This is a genomic window from Alcanivorax sp. (genome assembly GCF_051117345.1).
Taxonomy (GTDB): Bacteria; Pseudomonadota; Gammaproteobacteria; order Pseudomonadales; family Alcanivoracaceae; genus Alcanivorax.
The window spans coordinates 1-22,505 of record NZ_JBNPEC010000009.1; the positions used below are offsets into that span (position 1 = coordinate 1).

A 22,505-nucleotide genomic window follows, 5' to 3' on the forward strand; every position below is an offset into this window, starting at 1 on the left:
CCCAGCGGTCCCCCCGGGGGCCCCAAAGAACCTGCACCGACCGGGGCAAGGCCGGCAGCGCCAGCAGGCCGATCCATTCCGGTGACAGACCCGCGTCCCTGGCCAGGGCTGGCATGGATTTTCCCAGCAGGCCGGCGGGCAGGCCCTGGGCAAAGTACAGCATGCCAAGGGTGACAAAGAGTGCCGGCGTGGCACGCTGGGTTTGCATGGTCAGTAATCCCGGTGGAACGCGGCCCACACGGTAATTTCCTCGCGGTCGTAATAAAGCTGCGCCGCCTTGATCTCGGGCTGCCCCAAATGCTCCTCGTGGCGCTCCATGGCAGCGGTCAGTTTTTCCAGCAATTGCCAGGCCTCTTGGAAACGCCGCTTCATGGGCAGCTTGAGATTGAACAGGGCTGCCCGGGACCAGCCCTGGGTGAGCCATTTTTCCATTTGCTGCAGCGTCCGTGCCGGCTTATCGACCACATCGCAGACTACCAGGTCCACACTGCTGCGGGGTCGCCAGGTGAAGGCATCGCCATGGATATGCTCCACCGGATATTCATCCAGCAAACGGGCATCGATTTTGCCGTGATCCACCGCCTGCACCTTGATGCCACGCCGGGCCAGTTGCCAGCTCCAACCGCCGGGAGCGGCGCCAAGGTCTACAGCGGTTTTGGCGGTGAGGCTATCGGCGTTGCCAAAAAAACGGATCAGCGCTTCTTCCACCTTGAGTGCGGAGCGGCTGGGTGCTTCCGCCGGCAGTTTCAGCCGTCGCACCCCACCTTCAGCCAGCGGCACGGCAGCCGGGCTGCTGGTCACCCAGCCGTTGTGGGAATCACTGAAGAACAGGTGCACCCGTTGACCAGCAGCGGCTTTCAGCAGGCCGGCCTTCTTCAGACGAGGCTCCAGCGCCTTGCGAAAGCCGCGCAAGAAACGCTGCATTTCACGCCCATCGTTGGTGTCCGGGTGCTCCAGAAACACCTCGCTGAAAGGCGCCGCCTGCTTCAGCAACGGCCACAGCTCGGCGATCCGGTCATCGCCGATATCCACGAACTGCCCCTCGGCCAGACTCAGACTGCGGGCAAAAATCAGCCCGCTTTGCAGCAGTGCCGCCATTGAGCCCTGCTGGCTGTGCCAGAGCACATAGCCGCTATCCGGGACGGTACGCGGATAGCCGCCAACCATCTGCTCTGCTGCATGGTAATTCAGCTCTGCGGCCAGATCGTTCTCGAAGCCGGGTCGGCACAACCCCAGCAGGGTTTCATCATGGGCGTGCTGCAAGTCACTGTGCATGTCGGTCTCGCGGTGGTTACAATGTGGCACATTGTCCTTATCACAACGGCTGGATCAATAATGAAAACAACATTGCCGCTGACCCTGGGCCTTAGCGCCGCCCTGCTCTCCCCTTTTGTACACGCTGAAGACGAACTGGCGCCACCGGATGTGGATTTCTACGCCGAGGCGCAAATGCTACGCGCCGACCTGGCCCCCTACGGCTTTGATACCACCGATGGGCTCGATATTCGCCTGGGCATGTGGCTTAACAGTGTAGATCTGGGCGGCGATTCCCGCTTGGGACTAGAGGCTGGTTTCCTGCGTCAGAGCAAGGATTCCATCGACAGCGAATTTGTCAGAGCACCAACGGTGTCCGAACAGGGTGCCGGGGCCAGCAGTGTACGCATCAACGAAGAAGATTCGCTGGAGATCAATGGCTTCACTGTGGGACTCCTGTGGCAGACCAAGCGGTGGGTGTACTTGAAAGGCGGCGCCTATATCTACGATTTCGATCTGGAGAATCGTCAACAGCGTACTCTGCTGGACAATAATGGCGACACCGTTGTGTCGCTGACGGAAGCCCCGAGCAGCGACAGCCAAAGCGGTATCGCCCCCTACCTCGGCGTCGGCCTGGCTATCCCGGTACTGGACAAGCTAACTGTCACCGCGGATTACCGTCAAACGCAGCTGGAATCCGAGCACTTTGGCACTTTCGGTGTCGGCCTGCGGTTTAGCAATTAACCTGCAACATACAATATGCTTTACGCTTGCACGCGATCAGAGTCTGGTTGCGTGCAACGTGAAGCATGCCGGCTACCCACGTCACTTCACAAACACCACGGTCTTGTTGCCATCCACGATGACCCGGTCTTCCAGGTGCCAGCGGACTGCGCGCAGCATTACCTGACGCTCCACATCCTGCCCCAACGACTTGAGCTCATCAGCGGAATGCCGATGGCTGACCCGCTGCACGTTCTGCTCGATGATCGGCCCCTGATCCAGATCTTCCGTCACATAGTGGCTGGTGGCACCTATCAGCTTTACACCGCGGTCGTGGGCCTGCTGATACGGGTTGGCGCCCACAAAGGCAGGCAGGAAAGAATGGTGGATGTTGATAATGCGATGCGGGTGATGTGAAACGAATTCGCTGCTCAGTATCTGCATGTAGCGGGCCAACACGATCACGTCCACCTGTCCATCCAACAGCGCCAGCGCCTTGGCCTCCGCCTCGGCCTTGTTATCACCGCTCACCGGAATATGGTGATAATCGATACCGAAGCGCTCCACTTCGCCGCGAAGATCGTCATGATTGCTGATCACCATGGGTATGGTTGCGGGCAAATCGCCCCGCGAGGTTCGCCACAGGAGATCCATGATCACGTGGTCATGGCGTGACACCAACACCGCCATGCGCTTTTTTTCGCTGGCATAGCTGATTTGCCACTGCATGCCGTAGGGCTCTGCCACCCGGCTGGCGAAATTGTTGCGCAGAGCGTCCCGGGAGCAGTCCAGCTCCGGGGTCTGGAATTCCAGGCGCAAAAAGAAGGTGCCGCCCCGGGCATCGCTTGAGTGCTGATCGAAATCGGTGATGTTGGCACCGTGGTTGAACAGAAAGGTACTGACGGCGCTGATAATACCCGGCTTGTCCGGGCAGGTTACCAGCAGGCGAGCCGTGTTGGCGTCTTGCACTGTCATTGCGGGTCCTGGTAATCGGTCAGATTAATGACTGACGCCGAAGTGCTCCTTGCGGAAGCTGGAGGGGGTCTTGCCCGTCCACTTTTTGAAGGCACGGTGGAAAGAGCTGGCTTCACTGAAGCCCATCAACAGGGCAATTTCATCGATGCTCAGATCCGGCTTGGACAGGTAATAGACCGAGGCATCCTTGCGGATGGAGTCCTTGATCTCCTGGTAGCTGGTATTGGCCTCTTTCAGCCGGCGGCGCAGGGTTTGCGGCGTCATGTTGAGTTTACCGCAGATTTCCGTGAAATCGGGGAAGCTGTTGCCGTATTCGTTGGAGATGATCGCCCGGATTTGCGCCGGCAGACCCACATTGTGGATGTTGCCATCGAACAACTGAGCCAGGGAATCCTTGAGAAACTTGGAAAGAGACAACTCGTTCTGCACCAGCGGCAGGTCGAGAAAGTCGGCACGGAAACTCACCGCGTTTTCGTCGGCGCTGTACTCGATGGGGCAATCAAACAGGAAACGGTGTTCTTCATCGTTTCTCACATCGGTGTAATCCAGCTTCACCAGCTGGGGCTCGATGGCCTTGCCCACCAGCCAGCTCATGAAGCGCAGCCAGACAAACAGGGAGGTCTCGATGATCACTTCCCGAAAATCCAGGCGCGGGTCCGCCTTGACCACCAGCCGTGCAATGTCCCCTTCCCGCTCGATCCGGGAATGCATGCTCAGCTCGAACAGGTCGTAAAAACGGATGCCCCGCTCAATGGCCGCCCCGAGGGTCGGGCAGTTGATCACCGCGTGGGCCATCATGGAAAAGGTGCCGGGCTTGGATTTGCGACCCTGGCCGAAACCGAGAAACTCGTCCTGGGTCTGCTGCATGATCAGCAGCATCATCTTGATAAAGGTATCGCGCTCGATGGTACCGTCCGGATCATCCAGCAGTTGCCGGGGAATATCACATTGATCAAGCAGATCAGGGATACTGGCACCGGACCGCCCTGCCCCCTGAAGCAACTTCACTACGCGATTGATATTGATTGTTCTGCGCTGGTACATCGACCGCCACCCTCACACCATTGGCAATGCCAAAAGCTGTCTCTATCAGAATCCAGTATCGTGATCTTCAATGTTAGCCGTTCGGCATCTCTCCGCCGGACCGTTCACGGGCCATCATAATAAAGAAACTGACCGTAATTAACATGCTGTTTACCCCGGGAAGCCCCGCCATTGTACTTTACCGCAACGAAAACTGCCTTGACGTGCTATTCACACTTGTTATCAGCGCCCGGTTACGTTACAAAATCATTCATGAATGTTCTCGTTGTCGAAGACAATAAAGCTGTCAGTCTGATCATCTGCCGCATCATTGAAGAGCTGGGCCATGAATATGTGCTGGCAGCCGACGGTGAGGCAGCGCTACGTCTTTACCGACAACGGAACGTGGACCTGCTGATCCTGGACGTTGAACTACCGACACTGGACGGTTTCAGCGTGGCCCGAGACATCCGTAACCAGAATGGCCAGACCCCCATCCTGTTTATCTCCGGCAACAACAGCGAGGCCTACCGGCAACAATGCCTGGATGCCGGCGGCGAGACCTTGATGCCCAAGCCCTTGCGCCCCAGTGAATTACGGCGCTGGCTGGAAGTGGCTTTCAGCCAGTTGGCCACCGGCCACCTGACCCCCTCCGGCGCGCCTGCTTGACGCCAACTCTCATAGCGTAGCGTCATCCGTCACTGCCAGACTTCGCAACCAGTGGCGACCACTCTCATCCACTTCCCTGGCCAGATTCAGCACGCTGATACCTCCCACTCGGGCATCTGCCACCAGCGAATAGGCGTCGCGCTGGAGCGTCTCCATGGCCAGGCGATGCTGTGCCGCCAGCTCAGCGCAGGGGGATGCCTGGTAGAGCCTCTCCAGGGCGTACTGGATCTGCTCACTAAAACTCTGCAGGCCGGGGTCACGGCTTTCTGCCAGAAGCGCGAGATCATCCGCCACATCCTTCAGCGCCTTCAAGGCATAAACCGCTTCGCGCACCCGAGCGCGCAGACGGCGCAGGCGCTGTTCCTGTCCCTCTGTCATGGGCTGCTGCCCCAGCCGGTTGGCATAGTCAGCCAGCTGCATTTCTTGATCCGTCACCAGCCCGTATTCCTCAAAAAATCGCGATAAGGAACGCCCCTGCAGGGGGTGGCGGCAATAGTTTCTGACCCGCTTGATGAGGTCGTCCGTCTCTCGGCCCAGCACCAACAGTGCAGGCTCCACCGATTGCGGGCTGATATCGGCAAACAGATCATGGTGCCCTCGTTTTCCGATATGCCTTTCAATATGCCGCTCCATGGCACCCAGGAACGGCGCGAACACCACAATTCCGATCAGGTTGAAACCACTATGGAACGCCACAAGGCCATATAACGGATCAGAAATACCCAACCAGCCGGAGACTTGTGGCCACACAGGCATCAGCAGCAAAAACGCCAGCAGCGCCGTTCCCACGTTATAAAGCAAATGAAACGCGGCAACCTGTTTCTTCTGTGCAGACCCCTTGATCGCGCCGAGCAGCAAGGTGCTGGTGGTACCCAGGTCCGCACCAATCACCAGAGCCAGGGCTTCCGGCAAGGCAATCAAGCCACCGTTGAGTGCCGATAACGTAATCAGCATGGCAGCCGACGACGACTGGATGATGGCGGACAGCACCACCCCGGCCAGCAGATACACCACCGGCGGATATCCCTGTAGCCAGCTCACATCGAAACGCTGCCCGACGGCTTCCACCGCCACCTTCATGGTATCCAGGCCAAAGACCAGCAAGCCGAAGGCCAGCAAAAACAGGCCGGTAGAACGCCACAGACCTTTCGGCAGGAGCACGTAGCAGAGAGCACCGGCCCCCGCCAGCGGCAGGCTGACCGCAGACAGTGAGAGTTTGAAACCCAGCAGCGTCACCAGCCAGCCGGTGACCGTGGTGCCCAGGTTGGCACCCAGCATCACCGCCATGGCATGGCGCAGCGGGAGTATCCCCACTGACACAAATGCCAGTACCAATAGCCCGACCAGGGAACTGCTCTGCATAACAGCGGTAATCAAGGCTCCTGCCAACACCCCTTTCAGCGTTGTGTTGGTGGTGCGTTGCAGCCAGAACGAGGCTTTTTCGCTGAACAGGGCCTGCACCGCCTGTTCCACCAGTTGCATGGCAAACAGGAACAGACCCAGCCCGGCAATCATTGTCAGCACACTGTTCATCGCTGCGGCTCAATCATTCTTTTTCGTCAATATTTGCCGATAGTGCTCAATACACTCCAGATTTTCCGGCGGATACTCCGGCGCCAGCGCCTTCAGTGTGGTCAGTAACAGCTCTGCCACCGCCGCTCGGGCATGTTGCTTGTCGTCGTTGGGAATCAGATACCAGGGGGCATGAAGGGTATGGGTGGCAACCAGGGCCTCATTGACCAGCGACAAGTAAGCGTCTCGCGCCTGCCAGCTTTCCACATCCGCCGGATCGAATTTCCAGCGCTTGCGCGGCTTGTCCAGTCGTTTCAACAAGCGGCGGCGCTGTTCTTCCTGCGAGGTATTCAGCCAGACCTTGATGATCCGGGTTCCTTCCCGGTGCAAGTGCTGCTCGAAGGCATTGATAGCCTCATATTTCAGCGGCCAATCATCACTGCTGTGCTGGGTGACCGGCCACAGCCGTTCAGCCAGCACGGATTCGTAATGGCTGCGATTAAAGGCAACAACTTCCCCCCTGGCCGGCAAGTGTCGCCATACCCGCCAGAGAAAATCGTGCTCCACCTCCTCACCTAACGGCCGACTGAATCCATGCACCCGGAACGCGGCCGGGTCCATGGCCCGGGCCAGGGTGCGAATCAGGCTGTCCTTGCCGGCAGCATCCAGCCCCTGCACCACCAGGAGTACCCCATGACGTCGATTGGCAAACAATCGCCGCTGGTATTCGTGCAGACTGTCCAGCACCGTGTCGAGATCCTGTTGCGGAGGCTCCCGAAAATCGGTGGGTAAACTCTGCACGTTGAGGATGGGCCCTGAGGGCCAGCCAAAACGGTCCAGTTCCATACGCACTCCCTTGGGTATACCGTATTGAGCATAAAGGGCAGCGGGATCGACAAACAGGAGAATTTCATGGAACCACGCATCAGCATGATCACCCTTGGCGTCAGGGATCTGACTACGGCGATCCGCTTTTATGAACAGGGCCTGGGCCTGCCCCGCCGCCCCATGCCCGACGATGCGCCGGTGGCTTTCTTTGAATTGAACGGCACCTGGCTGGGCCTGTTCGGTCACGACGACCTGGCCGATGATGCCGGCGTTGCACCATCAGGTGAGGGTTTTCGTGGTGTGGCGATGGCCCACAATGTGGAAAGCCCACAACAGGTTGACCAGCTTCTCGCTCAGGCCCAGGAAGCCGGCGCACAACTGATCAAACCAGGCCAGCCCACCGACTGGGGCGGGTACGCCGGCTACTTTGCCGACCCGGATCGTCATCTGTGGGAAGTGGCCTGTAACCCGCATTTCTGGGTGGGCCCCCGCTAGCACCGGCAACCTACAGACATAAAAAAACCCGGCACAGGGCCGGGTTTTTTATCAGACAAAACCCACCGTTACTTGTAGATTTCGTCCTTTTCCGCTTTCGCCACCAGGGAAGCCGGCGGATTGAAGCGATCACCGTAGGACTTGGCCAGCTCCTGGGCACGGGCCACGAAACCACGCAGGCCGCCCTCGTACTGGTTGATGTACTGGATCACGCCACCGGTCCAGGCCGGGAAACCAATACCGAAGATGGAACCGATGTTGGCATCGGCTACAGACTCCATCACGCCTTCGTCGAAGCATTTCACCGCTTCGATGGCTTCCACAAACATCATCCGTTCCTTGATATCTTCGAACGGAATCTCCTTGTCACCACCAAAGGCGTCTTTCAAACCTGGCCACAGGTGCTTCTTGCCATTTTCCGGGTACTCGTAGAAGCCTTTGCCCTGGACTTTACCGGGGCGATCCAGCTCTTCGACCATTTTCTTCATGACCACTTCTGCCGGATGCTCGGGCGGCAGTTCCTGACCTTCACGCTTGGCATCGTCACGGGCCGCCTTGCCAATTTTCAGGGCGGTTTCCATGTTGATCTCATCGATCAGGTTCAGCGTGCCTACCGGATAACCGGCCTGCATGGCGGCTTGCTCGATGGACTGGGCATTGATGCCTTCACCCAGCATGGCAATCCCTTCGTTGGCGAAGGTGCCGATCACGCGGGTGGTGAAGAAACCACGAGCATCGTTGACCACGATGGGGGTCTTCTTGATCTGCTGGCAGTAATCGTAGGTCTTCGCCAGCGCTTCCGGGCTGGTGTCCTTGCCGGAGATGATTTCCACCAGTGGCATTTTGTCCACCGGGCTGAAGAAATGGATACCGATGAAGTTATCCTGCTTCTTCACGCCCTTGGACAGGCCGGTAATCGGCAGAGATGAAGTGTTGGAACCGAGTACGGCATCCGGCTTCACCACATCCTCGATTTCCTGGAAGACCTTGTGTTTCAGTTCGGTGCTTTCGAACACCGCTTCAATCACGAAGTCCACCCCGTCCAGGTCCTTGGCATCTGCCGTGGCATGGATCAGCGACAGGATCTGCTCTTTCTTCTCTTCGGTCATCTTGCCGCGGGAGATATCCTTGTCGAGCAGCTTGCGGGAGTAATCCTTGCCCTTCTCAGCGTTTTCCTGGGAGATGTCTTTCAGTACCACCTGGGCACCGCTACGAGCGGTCACGTAGGCAATGCCTGCACCCATCATGCCGGCACCGAGGATGCCGACTTTTTCGGCACGGAATTTCGGCACATCCTTGGGACGGCTGGCACCGGCATTGATCGCCTGCAGGTTGAAGAAGAAGGCAGTGATCATGTTCTTGGCCACCTGACTGGTGACCAGAGACACAAAGTAGCGGCCTTCAATGGTGGAGGCATTATCGAAATCCACCTGGGCCCCTTCCACGGCCGCAGACATGATGGCCAGCGGTGCCGGATAGTTGGCGCCCTTGATTTGCTTCTTCAGGTTGGCCGGGAAGGCCGGCAGGTTCATGGCAAACTTGGGATTCTTGGGGTCACCACCGGGGATCTTGTAACCCTTCTGGTCCCAGGGTTGCTGGGCTTTCGGGTTGGCCTTGATCCACTCGCGGGCCTTGGCCAGCATCTCATCACGGTCGACTGCCAACTCGTCGATCAGCCCGGTTTTCTGGGCCTTATCGGCTTTCATGCGCTGACCCTGCATCAACACTTTCATCAGGCCGTCCTGAATACCCAGCATGCGGATCACACGGGTAACACCGCCGCCACCGGGGAGCAGACCCAGAGTGACTTCCGGCAGACCGAACTGGGCAGACTTGTCGTTGATGGCAACACGATGATGACAGGCCAGGGCAATTTCCAGACCGCCACCCAGGGCCGTACCGTTCAGGGCTGCCACAACCGGCTTGCCCAGGGTTTCCAGCACGCGCAACTGACGCTTGATCTCGGTAACGTTATCCAGAAAAACCTGGCCGTCTTCCTTTTTCGCCTTGAGCAGATCACGCAGATCACCGCCGGCAAAGAAGGTCTTCTTGGCGGAGGTGATGATCACCCCGGCAATGTTGTCTTTCTCTTTTTCCAGACGCTCCACGGTGGCTGCCATGGACTTGCCGTACAGCTCGTTCATGGTGTTCGCGGACTGGTTGGGATCATCCAGAATCAGGGTAACGATGTTGTCCGCGTCCTGTTCCCAACGGATTGCGCTGTCTTTATCGCTAATGGCTTTTTCACTCATGTTCTTTCTCCGAATTCGTTCGACGCGGTTTACAGACGCTCAATGATGGTGGCGATACCCATGCCACCGCCCACGCACAAGGTGCACAGCGCGTACTTCTTGTCGCGACGTTCGAGTTCATCCAGCGCAGTCCCCAGGATCATGGCGCCGGTGGCACCCAGCGGATGACCCATGGCGATGGAGCCGCCATTCACGTTGGTCACATCCGGGGTGATGTCCATGTCCTTCATGAAACGCATGGCCACGGCGGCGAACGCTTCGTTGATTTCCCACAGATCGATGTCGCTAGCCTTCAGGCCGGCCTTGGCCAGTGCCTTTTTGGCAGCCGGACCCGGGCCGGTCAGCATGATGGTCGGATCAGCACCACTGATGGCGGTGCAAACAATACGACCACGGGCCTTCATGCCGTAATCCTTGCCCACCTGCTCGTTACCCAGTACGACCAGTGACGCGCCATCCACGATGCCGGAAGAGTTGCCGGCGTGATGGACGTGATCGATCTTTTCCAGCCAGTGGTATTTCTGCAGAGCCACCGCATCGAAGCCGCCCATTTCACCCATCATGGCGAAAGAGGGATTCAGACCGGCAAGGCCATCGGCGGTGGTGCCGGCGCGAACGTGCTCGTCGCGATCCAGTACGGTCAGGCCGTTGAGGTCTGTCACCGGTACCACGGACTTGCCGAAGTAGCCTTTTTCCCAGGCAGTGGCAGCCCGCGCCTGGGATTCGGCAGCGAATTCATCCACATCACGGCGGGAAAAGCCTTCGATGGTGGCGATCAGATCAGCGCCGATGCCCTGGGGGACGAAACCGGTCTTGTAGTTGGTGACTGGATCCATGGCCCAGGCACCGCCGTCGGAGCCCATGGGAATACGGCTCATGGCTTCCACACCACCGGCCAGAATCAGGTCATCCCAGCCGGAGGCCACTTTCTGGGCACCGGTGTTAACCGCTTCCAGGCCGGAGGCACAAAAACGGTTCAGCTGATAACCCGCCACCGTATCCGGCAGGCCGGCAGCCAGCGCTGCCGTCTTGGCAATACAGGCGCCCTGATCGCCCACCGGGGTAACCACGCCCAACAACAGATCATCAATACGGTTGGTGTCCATATTGGGGAAACGGGCTTTCACTTCATCGATCAGGCCGACCACCAGGTCCAGCGGCTTCACCGTATGCAGTGAGCCATCTTTTTTACCCCGACCACGGGGAGTACGGATGGCATCGTAAATATAGGCTTCGGTCATGGAACCTTCCTCTTGCCTCAGGCAGATGTCAGCACAGCTGACGGGTTGTGAAGGGCGGCACCTGTCAGTGCATGCGTTCAATCATGCGTAACAAAGTGACAGGTACCGGCCAAATGTAGACCCGAGAGATTGCCCTACCCGCGCCTGTCACTCAATGACAGGAGTTAACAGCCTGGGTGAGCGGAACGGGCAGTGGTTAACCGCTTGATATGCAAGGCGTCTTAACGGCCAATGCGAGGGGCCCGAGAGATGATAAGGTCCGGGCATTCGTTTCAGGAGAATTCGCTATGTCCCATAACACCGAGGTGCTGCGCTCCCTGGCCGCTTCCGCCCTGCAACAGGGGCGCGGCATTGCCAGCAAAGGCCACCGCAAGACGCCCCAGGAACCCCTTGAATTATATGACATGGAGGGCTGCCCATTTTGCCGCCTGGTTCGCGAAGCATTGACGGATCTGGACCTGGATGTACTGATTTTCCCCTGCCCCAAGGGCGGTGAGCGTTACCGCCCGCTGGTGGAGCGCTTGGGCGGGCGCCAGCAATTTCCCTATCTGATGGACCCAAATACCGGGGCCGCGCTTTACGAATCCGCCGATATCATCGACTACCTGTACCGGGAATACGGCGGCCGCCCGGCCCCGCGTCGCTGGCTGGTACGCAGCCTGCGTACGGCCGCTGCGGTGTCCGCGTCCCTGCCCCGCGCCTCCCGCGGGCTGCGCGCCCAGGACAGCCAGGTGCCGGAACAGGCACTGGAGCTCTACTCGTTCGAAGCCAGCCCTTTTGCCAGGCTGGTCCGCGAACGCCTCACCGAGCTTCAACTGCCCTATCTGCTCCGCCAGTGCGGCCGGGACCAGTGGCAAGACTGGGTGCTGCCGCCAGTGCGTCGGCGCCTTCTTGATGACTACGCTCCCCGACAGCGGAACCGGGTCGCCCTGATGGAGCGGGCGGGTCGCATCGCCATTCCCTACCTGGTGGATCCCAATACCGGCGCGGAACTGTTCGAGTCTGCGCACATTCTGGATTACCTGGGCCAGACTTACGGTCGATAACGGCAGCCCGGCGCATCAACAAATGGTGCGCCTGGGCCTTCTCCCCTCCCTGGATTAATGCTATATAAAGCACTGGATACCCCTTTAATTCTGTAAAGAGAGCAGCACCATGGGTCGTCGACATTTTGATGACTATGAACCGGACGATTGGAACGAAGAACACAAGCGCGCTGAACGTGAACGTCGCAAACGCGACGCCAAACGACAGCGGCACGATTCAGAGGAAAAAAGTGAGTCGCGCGAAGGCCGCGATTCCCGTCCTTACTGAAACGCGTTTCTTCCCGGGAGGCAGCCGCCTTCAGGTCTGAAAACCGGGCTTCAGGGATGAAGCCCTCTCCCCCTGTTGGTGCTAATTATCACCGTAACGGCTGGCAAGCGTACTCAGCGCGGCGGCCGTATTCTCATCCGCCTGAAGCTTGAACCCGCCTCGCCAATGTCCATTGGGCAAATAATCATGCCAGCGGGCTTCCGCCATCACTGTCAATTCACGATGGCCAGATAAAGGTAGGGGTAATTGTAGAAGCAGTGACTGACTGCCCTGAGGTGGCGCACCACGACCGGTAAGGCACAGCCCCTCGTCGGTCAGATTGAGAACATGCCCCACCGGCTTTTGCTCGATGGAAGCCCGGACATTCAGTCTCAGTCGAGGCCTGCGGAAACGTCGTCGTTCCATAACTACCTCTCGGGAAGGGTCTCACTGCCAGTTTCTGCCCGCTTTGTGTACCATGCAAGCATGAACTAACGGGTTTTGTGGAGCAGTTCAATGGCCACCAATGACGATGATCTGTTCCGCCAGGAAATGGCGGATGTGACACCGATAAAACCGGATAATCGCGCGACCCAGCCCAGATCCAAGCGTCCAGACAGTCTGCGCGAACAACTGCACCGCGCCGCCGCCATGGACGACCGCCGCCAGGACCGTAATCCCCTCACCGTGCCGGAACACGTCCCCTGCATTGGCCCAACAGATATTGTCGGGGTCAAGAAAAACGGTGTGCAGGAGGGGGTGTACCGCAAATTGCGGCTGGGCAAATACGATGCCCAGGACCTGCTGGATCTGCACCGGGTACGCCTGATGGATGCCCGTGACCGAATGCAGACCTTTCTGATGAAAGCCCACGAACAGGGCCTGCGGTCCGTGCTGATCAACCATGGCAAGGGCGTGCACAGCGAACGCCCGGGTTTCCTGAAAAGCTACGTGATGCACTGGCTTGAGGAGAGCCATCTGGTGCTGGCCTACCATTCCGCCCCTCAGAATCAGGGCGGTAGCGGGGCTACCTATGTGCTGATCAGAAAAAGCAGTCAGTCACGGCAGCGCAATAGGGAGTTCTTTATGGAGGCGGGGAAACAGCAGAGATAGTGAATAGTTAACAGTCAATAGCGGCGCGAAGAACACCATCGTTTATTTAAACGCAAGAGGCCGCGTCCAAAGCTTGGGCGCGGCCTCTTGCGTTACGAGCTATGAAAGCATTTCCCGCGAGCTATTCACTGTTAATTGCCCTACCGCCTGATGCGGTTAATCCCGTTAATCGCCGCCACCCGATACGCTTCCGCCATGGTCGGGTAGTTGAAGGTGGTATCGATGAAGTATTCGAGGGTGTTCAGCTCGCCGGGCTGACGCATGATGGCCTGCCCCACGTGCACGATTTCCATGGCCTGATAACCGAAACAATGGATACCCAGTACCGCCAGGGTCTCCCGGTGAAACAGGATTTTCAGCATGCCCACCCGCTCGCCGGTAATCTGCGCCCGAGCCAGATTGCGGAAGAAGGCCTGCCCGACTTCATAAGGCACCCTGGCTTCGGTGAGTTCCTGTTCGTTACGCCCCACACTACTGATGCCCGGAATGGTATAAATCCCGGTAGGCACGTCGGTCACCTGCCGCACTGCATCGCCGGCAATGGCCGCCGCACAGAAGCGTCCCTGGTCATAGGACGCACTGGCCAGAGACGGCCACCCCACCACATCACCGACGGCATAAATCCCTTCCACGCTAGTTTGATAGCGCTCGTTGACCTGTAACTGCCCACGGTTGTTGGGCTCCAGCCCGACGGCATCCAGCCCCATATTCTGGGTGTTGCCGGAGCGGCCATTGCACCAGAGCAAGGCATCAGCGCGCAGTTTCTTGCCGGACTGCAATTCCAGGGTGACCCCCTCATCGTCGGCAACAACCCGCTGGTACTCCTCGTCCTGGCGAATGGTGCAGCCCTGCTCGCGCAGGTGATAGCTGAGCGCATCGGAAATTTCCGTATCCAGGAAATCCAGCAGATGCTGCCGGGAATTCACCAGATCGACCCGGATCCCCAGGCCGGTAAAGATGCAGGCATATTCCGACCCGATCACCCCGGCGCCATAGATGATGATATGACGCGGGGTATGGTCCATGGTGAGAATGGTGTCGGAGTCGTAGATGCGCGGATGTTCAAAGTCCACATCCTCCGGATGATAGGGCCGTGAACCGGTGGCAATCACCACGTTACGGGTTTTCAGCAGATGCAGCCGCCCTTCCCGGTCTTCCACCTTCACCTCATTGTTGCTCAGCAGCTCCCCTCGACCGCCGAACACCGTCACCCGGTTGCGGATATAGAAATCCGTGCGCACCTGAACCTGGGAATCGATCACCTCGCGGGTTCGGACAATCAGGTCCTGCCAGCGCACTTCACGGGGATTGAGGATGCCACGCAGCAGAGGATTGCGCTGGGTACGAATCACCTGGCGTACCAAATGGCGAAGCGCCTTGGAAGGAATGGTCCCCCAGTGCGTGCAGTTACCTCCCAGGGATGTCTGGTCTTCGACAATCGCTACCCGCAGGCCTTTCTTGGTCGCCTGCATGGCCGCCGCTTCACCCGCCGGCCCACTGCCGATCACCACCAGATCCCAACCCGCACTGATATCCATTCACTTCTCCTTTCCGCGACAGCACTATTATAGGCGTGTCACCCGGCGGGCACGAGTCAGCCTATGGCCATATTGACCAAGACTGGCATGATGGGGGTGATGGAATAAAACCGTTTCAATCCGATATCAGGAGCCTGACATGGAAGAGCGCAGCGAACACAAGCCCTCAACGTTGGCCCGTGGCGGCAAGACAACCGGGCGCTGGCTGGTAGCCCACCCAATCGGCGCCTTGCAGATTCTGGCGGTGATACTGGTAGGAATTATCGTGCTTCAGAATCTGGAGCCCACCAGTATCGACATTCTGTTCTGGACACTGGTGGACATCCCCAAACTGCTACTTTTGCTGGCCAGCATGCTGGCCGGGGGGCTGATCTGGGAACTGTTGCGGCGTAGCCTGCTACGCCGCCGCAAGGGCGGCGCGGCGGCGCAAGAACAGCAATAATAAACCGGAGAACAGACCAAGGCCCCAGCTACCGGCGCTGGTGTCTTCCTGTTCTCCGGGGTAGGTAATGGTAAAGGTCGCCGGGGAAGAAGTGCTACCGCATTTGTCCTCTACTGTCAGCGTAAAGCTGTCTTTGAAGGGGCTGAAGTTACTGTCAGGAATATAGGTAACTTCCCGGCGATCATCGCTGAAAATAAGGCCGACGGTCTCGATCTGCCCCTCTTCTTCACCGCGCTTACTGAAATTTGGCGAGTCCTTGATTTCCAATTTATCCCAGTTAATCGAGTCTGCAGCACTGGAGTCAGGGTCTTCCGCTTCAATTCGGAAGGTGACCGGTTCCCCCGGGCGGCTGGCGCGAGTCTGGCCGGTTATCTTAGGCGCCTTGTTGCTAATAGCCATGATTACCGAGGCTTGAGGAGATTGCTCGCCGGCGGAATCTTCGAACTGGTAAATAAAGCCGAGCTTCGCTTTTTCTTTGTCCTCGTTCTTGATTGCCTCACATACTGCATCCGTTGAAAGGTCTCCTCCAACCGGGACCACTCCATCATTGGAAGGCACGAACAGCACAATGCAGTCTTCTGCCACATCGCCATCATCGTATTGATCAGGGTTTCGATCGATAAAACGCTGGGGCAATGGCTCACCGCATTTCACATCGAAGCCATCCACGCTTTCACTATAAAACTCCCAGACAAACTCAATCGTAGAGCCATCAGCGAAACTGCCGCTATCATCAAGAACGTAACGACGACCACTGGAATCATCCGGATCTACAACATATGAACCTGGTATCGGGTTTGCCTGGGCCTCTTCATCTTCCGGAATCAATATCTCTGCCGGGATGAAAGTAAACCGTTCGGAAAGGAACATCTCTGGGGAAACATTATCGAACAATTCAATTTCAAACCCATCACTGGGCAAATCATTAGCAAAAATGTCGATCAGAACCCTACGATCAGGTGCCCGCTCATTATTGCCGTCGTCATCTGTTGCGGTGATTTGCTGGTACTCGAAGGCACCACGATCACAGCGCCCGCCAGAGGTACGTGAAATTCCACGAAGATCAGTATCACGGCACCGCCGGGTAGTTGAAGTGCCGGATTGCAGCTCTTCCTCATCATTACCTGCATCAACAATGAGAGGGTCACTGGTATCCTGCATCGGCAGGTATGGCGGGGTATAGTCTTTTTCGGTACCGGCTGCCCCCTCGGTATCCGTCAGCAGCCCCGCTGTTCCTCCCACATTTTCATCATTATTGTCACTTGTACCACTAGCAACACAGGCTGCATCGGAAAACAGGTTATAAACACTGTCCGTCAACAATCCCGTCCCGGCGGAACAGCTCGCACCACTACCGGCGAAAATACTATTGGCCAGTCGAACCTCTGCTTCAGCATCACCCAGTTCGATGCCATTGCCGCCCGTATTATTCAGGAAAGTAAGGTTCATAAGACGCACGGCAATATCTACACCGCTGAGATCCAGAGCGGCCCCTTTCGGTGCACTGTTGTCGACGAAAGTACTGTTTGAAAACGCAATAAAATCGCCATCGGGAATATTCAAATCAAAGGCACCACCTTCATCGCCGGCGATGTTTCCCTCAAAAGTACTGTCAACGGCAGCGAAACGGAAACGTTCTCCGTTCTGGGCGGTAGTAGACATCACACCACCAGACTGAAGCGCCTCACTTCCCTTGATATATGTCCTGTTAAAAGAGACTTGCTTGTCATTACCCGCATTGGCACGCACGTAGATAACACCGCCGGAACGATCCGCACGGTTGTCACGAAGAACCACCCTGTCGAAGATCACGGAGCCGCCAGTAATAATGACACCCCCGAATCCCTGATCACCGGAAGGCACAGCACCGCCAAGAATAGCAGCATTGCCTCCTTCAAGTATCAAATAACGAAAAACCACGCTGGGATGGCCATTGCTCACCTGTGACCTTACTTCAAACAGGCGATTTTCCCCGTCTCCCAGGATTCGGGTAATAGCGTCATCGTCATCAGGGCCTGCTGCATCATCAGCATTGCGAACCCCTTTACCCACGAGCTCCACACTTCCACCCTGGATAACAAGGGTATCCACGAGTTCAATATCCCCTGCTGGCAGCAAAATACGGTCTTCGCCTTTGGCACCGAATTCACAGTCCGGACTACTGAAAGTCGCCGCATTTTCAAGCGCTTCCCTCAACGTACAGAGCCCGTCGTTAGTGATGGAGGGGCTATGATCCAGAAGGGAGTTGACTTCTATTTCCGCAGCCAGAGCAGGAGCTGACAGCACCCCCATGAGCATGGCTAAACCGAGGCGCCAGCGTCGTATCACACCCGCAGCTCCAAGTAGCAACAAAGTCACGGCAGGCATTGAGCCACCGCTGTCGCCACCAAGAATACTTTTTGATTCAGTCAAGCCACTCGCCGGCTCAGCCAGTAAATTGGCACGCTCACTTTGATCAAGCCCAATGTCCGTGCCTCCCTCAAACGCATGCCGAGATACTACGTAGCGAAGCTGATCGACACCATGGAAGCTGGTGGCAGGTGTATAGCGGACGCGAGGATAACCTCGATCATCAATTTCTACTGAAGCCCTGCCCCGTTCTGGAGCAACGATGACGCTCATGCAGCGGTCCTGAATTTCCCCCTCCAGGCAACTCACATCCCCTGCCCCACAAGTGCCCTCATTAACAATGATGGGCTCAAGACGACCACAGTCCACCAGGGCATCATTCTTGTCATTCTCCAGAACATCACCCAGCACGGTCTTTCCACTGATCAGACCAATCTCATCAGCCTGAGCACGTGCACGGAGAAATTCCACAGCACCAACATCACAGCGGCCACCAGCACCACCACGAGACTTGCCCCGCATATCCTCGGCGTCGCACTGATTGTCCCCTACGTTCTCCGGGTTGCCCCTGTCAAAAAGGCTAGGTGTTGCTGAGGGCATACTGGGGTCCAGACCGGCCGGTTCAGGGTTGGGCAGAAAGCCCGGGAAATCGCCACCCAAGTCTGCGGCAAGGATAGGCTCACAAACCCCGGGGCCACTTCCTGAGCATACTTCACGATTAACGCCCAACAGGACTGCACCGCTGGCACCATTGGGATCATCGGTTACTGGCGTCCCCTCCGTCTGCTCGCGAGGCAATGGGCAATTGCTATCGTCCGTGATCGTGTAGAACAGTGTTGCATCAGCAGCATCAACGCCATCCAGCGCAGTACCGGCACATACACCGCCATCATTGCCGACAAGAACGGTATTGAGGATAAACGAGGTACTGGAAACCTCAGGTGGATCTGCCTCTGGGTCATCCGGGTCAGGAGCATCCACAGCAGCTTCATCAAGATGCAGAGCTAGCCCGCCATTGAAAGCGACGGTCATATTCTGTAAAGCCATGAAATGTTTCGGGGCTAACAGCTGAATCACGCCACCCTGATTATTAGTGATTGTGCCATTTACAAGGGTCAGGTTGATCAGGCTGCCGTCAGCGCCATCAACATAAAACATTCCTCCGCCACTCTCGGACTCATTACCGGAAAGGTAGAAACGGTAACCGGATATAGCACCGTCAAAATCCGCAGATGTGGCAACCACAGCGCCATTGTTGGCGGCGATATTGTCTTCAAACATGGTGCTTTCAAGAAAATTGAGGCTACTGCCTGCTCCCAGGAATACAGCGCCACCATTGACGGCGGCCCCCTGGCGAAGAGTTACCCCCTCGACAAGTGATACATCTCCCATAGCCAGAATAAGACCACCATCGCCGGCGGCCTCCCCCCCTTCGGAGAGAATAATATTCTCTAGGCCCAAACGAGCCCCTTCTTCCACACTAAATAGACGGGATACTCCTGCAGCGCTGATAACAGGAAACTCCTTCCCCTCAGGGTCCTCGAAACTACCAAGAGCCATCTCAACCCGCACAGTGGGCTTGATTTCAGTGTCATCTTCTTCGGGGATCACGGCGCCTTCGTTGTCTTTCGGCACCACCACACGCTTACCGCCGCCAACAGGCAATTGCCCATACTCGAGCAAATAAGTGGTTTCCTCTTTGAGCTTGATAGTATCGCTGTTTGTACCGGCCTGACAGGCACCAACCTCCTGCTGATAATTAATGGCATACAATGCTTCACGCAAGGAACAGAAATCACCAGCGGATTGGCTGGTAACCATCCATTTGGTGTCGTCGCCGTCGCCCACACGAACTGCCGTGACCTCCACGTCGTCAGAAGTCTCTATGTCGTAAACGGTGGCCTGGGAAGTGGCGGCTGCGAGAATAAGGGCGCAGCCCGCAAGGGTTTGCCAAAGCGCGATGTGGCGCATGTTGTGCTCCTGCAGGCTTTTTTGTGCCTGGCGTTATTGTTCTAATCTGGATCCAAGCCCGGCAATTCTCTGACCGCCGGAAACGTAACCTGATGTAATCAATCATCAATATACCGGTTACTTGCGTAGCAAACTGTTGCTTCTTCGTTAAGCGACCCTTTTTACCACCCCAGCGCATCCTTGACAAAGGGAATAGTGACCGAGCGTTGTTGCGCGAGGGCCATGCGGTCAAGACGGTCGAGCAGCACCATCAGCGCCCCCGGGCTGCGCTCACTGCGTAACACGATATAGTGAGCCACATCCTGTTCAATCCGCAGCCCACGGGCCCTGGCCCGCTCCTGTAACACTTTTTGCAGGTCGTCATCTGCCAAGGGGGCAAGCCTGTATACCGGCCCGGCGGCCAGCCGGGTGGCCAGATCCGGTAGCAACAGGCCGGCGGCGGTTGGGGACGCATTGGCGGTCACCAGCAGGTGCCCACCCCGCGCCATCAGGCGGTTATAAAGGTGAAACAGGGCTTCTTCCCAGGCCGGATCGCCGGCAAAACGCTGACAATCATCCAGCGCCAGCAGATCGAATTGTTCCATGGCCTCCAACACCGCCGGCACCAGCGGCAGCAATTCGCTGGCAGGCAACAGGCAAGCATCCATGCCCTGCTGCTGGGCCAGACGAACCGCCCCTTCCAGCAGGTGGCTCTTGCCCTGTTGTGACCCGCCCCAGATAAAGGCCTGACGGTCTGCACCCAGCACCACTTCACGGACACCGGCCAGCGCGGCCCCGTTGGGGCCGGGCAGGAAGTTGGCAAGGTCATTTCCCTCACGCAATTGCAGCGCCAGGGGCAGCTGTGCACTCATGGATCAGGAACGCCAGCAGTAGTGCCACTGCGGCCCGGCGACCAACTCGTCCGGACAAGGGCGCAATTGTCGGGAAAGCTCCAGCAGGCTACGTAGCTGGGAATCGCTGGCACCGAAATCCAGGCCGAAAGTCACACCCTGATCAGAGGCCTGTACCAGCGAGACGGCACGCATACCACTCAGTCCTGCCAGGAAAGCCTGTAGTTGATGCCAATCAGCGAGCGTTTCCACCTGCTCGACCTCCAACAAGGTGAGCCGCTCGGAAGCGCTGCTGGTCACCGCATAACGCTGGGCAAGCTGATCGGTCACAGCATCCACCAGCGTCGTCACCGCCTGTTCAGCGGAAGCACTGTCCTCACGCCCCTGGTCCAGGGTCTTCTTGCCCTGCAACACTCGCCAGCTCACCGTGCCCGGCGAGCCTTCATACAAAACAGCGGCGACAACAAGTTCATGAGGGTAACGGTTGGAAGCGGACAGCAGCTGGTTATCGAAACGGCCGCGTACATCAGCCACGGTCACCGCATTGCGGTCCTGGCTGTCCCATTCGGGCACCACCAGGGATAGCCCCCGACGCCGGGCTTCGCTAACCAGGTGCTCGCGCAGTTCATGCTCTCCCGCCACCATGTCTCCACGACCGGTGCCCTGCTCTACCAGCCAGATCAACACCTGAGGACGGGGAAAGCCCCATACCGGCGCCCCTGCTGCTGCCATGAAATCCATCAGGCCGCGGGTGTCATAGCGGACTATCAGTTGATCACCGTCGTAATCGTAACGAGTGACCCAGCGGTCCAGCTGCGCCAGAGCCTGCTCTGTTACCGGCTGCTCAAGCACCTGCTGTTTGCCACTCAGGCGCACCAACATGTCCTTCAGCCCTTGCTGCAGAGCCTCCTGGCGCTGAGTTTCGCCACGGCCTTCCACCGTCAGCGCCACTGTATTCAGAGAGTCTGCCTGGGCCCCAAGGACCAACCCCAACAACAATGCCACGATTCCAAGAAAACGCATGACCGCCCATTCCAACCTGAAAATTCAAGCGCGCTATTATCACTGATAACCCGCCGGGACGCGAGACGCCTGACACCAGACACACTGCAATCGCACAAAGGTTTTCTGTTCACACCGCGTGCGGCGTGTTGCCAGCGGCAATTCTGCCGGTTTGGCTGGAAAGATAGTCCCCTCACCCTTAAAATACGCGCCTTCACCAATCCGGAGCCCCCCATGACCGATCAGAAACGGCCGCTGACTTACCGTGACGCCGGTGTCGATATCGACGCTGGCAACGAGCTGGTAAAACGTATCGCCCCCGTGGCCAAACGCACCCGTCGTCCCGAGGTGCTGGGCGGTCTGGGCGGTTTTGGCGCCCTCTGCGAGCTGCCCAGCCGCTACAAGAACCCGGTTCTGGTGGCTGGCACCGACGGGGTTGGCACCAAGCTGCGCCTGGCGATTGATACCGGTCGCCATGACAAGGTGGGCATCGATCTGGTGGCCATGTGTGTCAACGACCTGATCGTGGGTGGCGCCGAGCCCCTGTTTTTCCTCGACTATTACGCCACCGGCAAACTGGACGTGGACACCGCCACCAGCGTCGTCACCGGTATCGGTGAAGGCTGTGAAATGGCCGGTTGTGCACTGATCGGTGGTGAAACCGCAGAAATGCCAGGGATGTACGAGGGCGAGGATTACGATCTGGCCGGCTTCTGCGTGGGCGTAGTGGAGAAGGATGGTGTACTGGATGGCAGCAAGCTCCAGGCCGGCGACAAACTCATCGGCCTCGCGTCCTCCGGCCCCCACTCCAACGGCTATTCGCTGATTCGCCGCATCATGGCCCAGTCCGATATCAACATCGAACTGGAAGGCCAGCCCCTGATGGAGCATCTGCTGGCACCCACCCGCATCTATGTCAAACCCCTGCTGAAACTGATCGAGCAGGTGCCGGTACATGCCCTGGCACACATCACCGGCGGCGGCCTGCCGGAAAA

Annotated in this window: 20 protein-coding genes and 1 pseudogene; 8 read left to right on the forward strand and 13 right to left on the reverse strand. The window is 57.8% G+C overall.

All coding sequences use genetic code 11. From position 1 onward, the window contains the following. Together ACFE0K_RS00725 and rlmM are read right to left on the reverse strand one after the other, a co-directional pair. Positions 1-208, reverse strand: a pseudogene (locus tag ACFE0K_RS00725) (MFS transporter); the annotation flags it as partial. Between the two features lie 2 nt (positions 209-210). Then, a complete protein-coding gene (gene rlmM, locus ACFE0K_RS00730; protein ID WP_434534229.1) occupies positions 211-1,275 on the reverse strand; it encodes a 23S rRNA (cytidine(2498)-2'-O)-methyltransferase RlmM in 1,065 nt (354 codons plus the stop codon). Between the two features lie 60 nt (positions 1,276-1,335). On the opposite strand from rlmM, the gene ACFE0K_RS00735 reads away from it, so the two are divergent. Next, positions 1,336-1,998, forward strand: coding sequence for an outer membrane beta-barrel protein (locus ACFE0K_RS00735; RefSeq protein WP_434534230.1), 663 nt, complete (start codon positions 1,336-1,338; stop codon positions 1,996-1,998). A gap of 81 nt (positions 1,999-2,079) precedes the next feature. Here the strand turns inward: ACFE0K_RS00735 and purU are convergent, their stop codons facing one another. Both purU and ACFE0K_RS00745 read right to left on the reverse strand, forming a co-directional pair. After that, positions 2,080-2,952, reverse strand: a complete 873-nt coding sequence (purU, locus tag ACFE0K_RS00740; protein WP_434534231.1) for a formyltetrahydrofolate deformylase — start codon at positions 2,950-2,952, stop codon at positions 2,080-2,082. A gap of 24 nt (positions 2,953-2,976) precedes the next feature. Beyond that, a complete protein-coding gene (locus ACFE0K_RS00745; RefSeq protein ID WP_434534232.1) occupies positions 2,977-3,996 on the reverse strand; it encodes an AraC family transcriptional regulator in 1,020 nt (339 codons plus the stop codon). Between the two features lie 252 nt (positions 3,997-4,248). Here ACFE0K_RS00745 and ACFE0K_RS00750 point away from each other — a divergent pair, with 252 nt between their 5' ends. Continuing rightward, complete coding sequence (locus ACFE0K_RS00750; RefSeq protein ID WP_434534233.1) at positions 4,249-4,644, forward strand: response regulator; 396 nt, start codon at positions 4,249-4,251, stop codon at positions 4,642-4,644. Between the two features lie 9 nt (positions 4,645-4,653). Here the strand turns inward: ACFE0K_RS00750 and ACFE0K_RS00755 are convergent, their stop codons facing one another. Both ACFE0K_RS00755 and ACFE0K_RS00760 read right to left on the reverse strand, forming a co-directional pair. Continuing rightward, positions 4,654-6,177: a Na/Pi cotransporter family protein gene (locus tag ACFE0K_RS00755; protein WP_434534234.1), complete on the reverse strand. Its 1,524-nt coding sequence runs from the start codon at positions 6,175-6,177 to the stop codon at positions 4,654-4,656. A 9-nt stretch (positions 6,178-6,186) separates the two neighbouring features. Further along, positions 6,187-7,002, reverse strand: a complete 816-nt coding sequence (locus ACFE0K_RS00760; protein ID WP_434534235.1) for a polyphosphate kinase 2 family protein — start codon at positions 7,000-7,002, stop codon at positions 6,187-6,189. Between the two features lie 66 nt (positions 7,003-7,068). Between ACFE0K_RS00760 and ACFE0K_RS00765 the strand changes: the two genes are divergently transcribed. Further along, the gene (locus tag ACFE0K_RS00765) at positions 7,069-7,479 is read left to right on the forward strand and encodes a VOC family protein (protein WP_434534236.1); all 411 of its coding nucleotides are present in this window, start codon (positions 7,069-7,071) and stop codon (positions 7,477-7,479) included. 68 nt (positions 7,480-7,547) lie between these two features. Here the strand turns inward: ACFE0K_RS00765 and ACFE0K_RS00770 are convergent, their stop codons facing one another. Continuing rightward, positions 7,548-9,731, reverse strand: coding sequence for a 3-hydroxyacyl-CoA dehydrogenase NAD-binding domain-containing protein (locus tag ACFE0K_RS00770; protein ID WP_434534237.1), 2,184 nt, complete (start codon positions 9,729-9,731; stop codon positions 7,548-7,550). A 29-nt stretch (positions 9,732-9,760) separates the two neighbouring features. Continuing rightward, positions 9,761-10,972: an acetyl-CoA C-acetyltransferase gene (locus ACFE0K_RS00775; RefSeq protein ID WP_434534238.1), complete on the reverse strand. Its 1,212-nt coding sequence runs from the start codon at positions 10,970-10,972 to the stop codon at positions 9,761-9,763. 287 nt (positions 10,973-11,259) lie between these two features. Between ACFE0K_RS00775 and ACFE0K_RS00780 the strand changes: the two genes are divergently transcribed. Together ACFE0K_RS00780 and ACFE0K_RS00785 are read left to right on the forward strand one after the other, a co-directional pair. Then, a complete protein-coding gene (locus ACFE0K_RS00780; protein ID WP_434534239.1) occupies positions 11,260-12,018 on the forward strand; it encodes a glutathione S-transferase N-terminal domain-containing protein in 759 nt (252 codons plus the stop codon). A gap of 109 nt (positions 12,019-12,127) precedes the next feature. After that, complete coding sequence (locus ACFE0K_RS00785) at positions 12,128-12,286, forward strand: hypothetical protein (protein WP_434534240.1); 159 nt, start codon at positions 12,128-12,130, stop codon at positions 12,284-12,286. 81 nt (positions 12,287-12,367) lie between these two features. Here the strand turns inward: ACFE0K_RS00785 and ACFE0K_RS00790 are convergent, their stop codons facing one another. Further along, the gene (locus tag ACFE0K_RS00790) at positions 12,368-12,691 is read right to left on the reverse strand and encodes a PilZ domain-containing protein (protein ID WP_434534241.1); all 324 of its coding nucleotides are present in this window, start codon (positions 12,689-12,691) and stop codon (positions 12,368-12,370) included. Between the two features lie 90 nt (positions 12,692-12,781). Here ACFE0K_RS00790 and smrA point away from each other — a divergent pair, with 90 nt between their 5' ends. Next, positions 12,782-13,378, forward strand: a complete 597-nt coding sequence (smrA, locus tag ACFE0K_RS00795) for a DNA endonuclease SmrA (RefSeq protein ID WP_434534242.1) — start codon at positions 12,782-12,784, stop codon at positions 13,376-13,378. A 140-nt stretch (positions 13,379-13,518) separates the two neighbouring features. On the opposite strand, the gene sthA is transcribed toward smrA, so the two are convergent. Continuing rightward, positions 13,519-14,916 carry a Si-specific NAD(P)(+) transhydrogenase gene (gene sthA, locus ACFE0K_RS00800; protein WP_434534243.1) on the reverse strand — a complete coding sequence of 466 codons (1,398 nt, stop codon included), beginning with the start codon at positions 14,914-14,916 and terminating at the stop codon, positions 13,519-13,521. 139 nt (positions 14,917-15,055) lie between these two features. Here sthA and ACFE0K_RS00805 point away from each other — a divergent pair, with 139 nt between their 5' ends. After that, positions 15,056-15,358 carry a hypothetical protein gene (locus tag ACFE0K_RS00805; RefSeq protein ID WP_434534244.1) on the forward strand — a complete coding sequence of 101 codons (303 nt, stop codon included), beginning with the start codon at positions 15,056-15,058 and terminating at the stop codon, positions 15,356-15,358. Here ACFE0K_RS00805 and ACFE0K_RS00810 read toward each other — a convergent pair. The 3 genes from ACFE0K_RS00810 to ACFE0K_RS00820 all read right to left on the reverse strand — a co-directional run bounded on the left by ACFE0K_RS00810 (position 15,314) and on the right by ACFE0K_RS00820 (position 21,531). Then, on the reverse strand, positions 15,314-19,678 hold the full coding sequence (locus tag ACFE0K_RS00810; protein WP_434534245.1) for a choice-of-anchor Q domain-containing protein: 4,365 nt from the start codon (positions 19,676-19,678) through the stop codon (positions 15,314-15,316). The two genes, ACFE0K_RS00805 and ACFE0K_RS00810, sit on opposite strands and share 45 nt — an antisense overlap. 161 nt (positions 19,679-19,839) lie before the next feature. Next, positions 19,840-20,529 (reverse strand): DnaA regulatory inactivator Hda, encoded by a 690-nt coding sequence (hda, locus tag ACFE0K_RS00815; protein ID WP_434534246.1) that lies wholly within the window; start codon positions 20,527-20,529, stop codon positions 19,840-19,842. A 3-nt stretch (positions 20,530-20,532) separates the two neighbouring features. Next, positions 20,533-21,531 (reverse strand): DUF2066 domain-containing protein, encoded by a 999-nt coding sequence (locus tag ACFE0K_RS00820; RefSeq protein ID WP_434534247.1) that lies wholly within the window; start codon positions 21,529-21,531, stop codon positions 20,533-20,535. Positions 21,532-21,744: 213 nt separating this feature from the next. Here ACFE0K_RS00820 and purM point away from each other — a divergent pair. After that, on the forward strand, positions 21,745-22,505 hold a 761-nt coding region (gene purM, locus ACFE0K_RS00825; RefSeq protein WP_434534248.1), incomplete at its 3' end, for a phosphoribosylformylglycinamidine cyclo-ligase.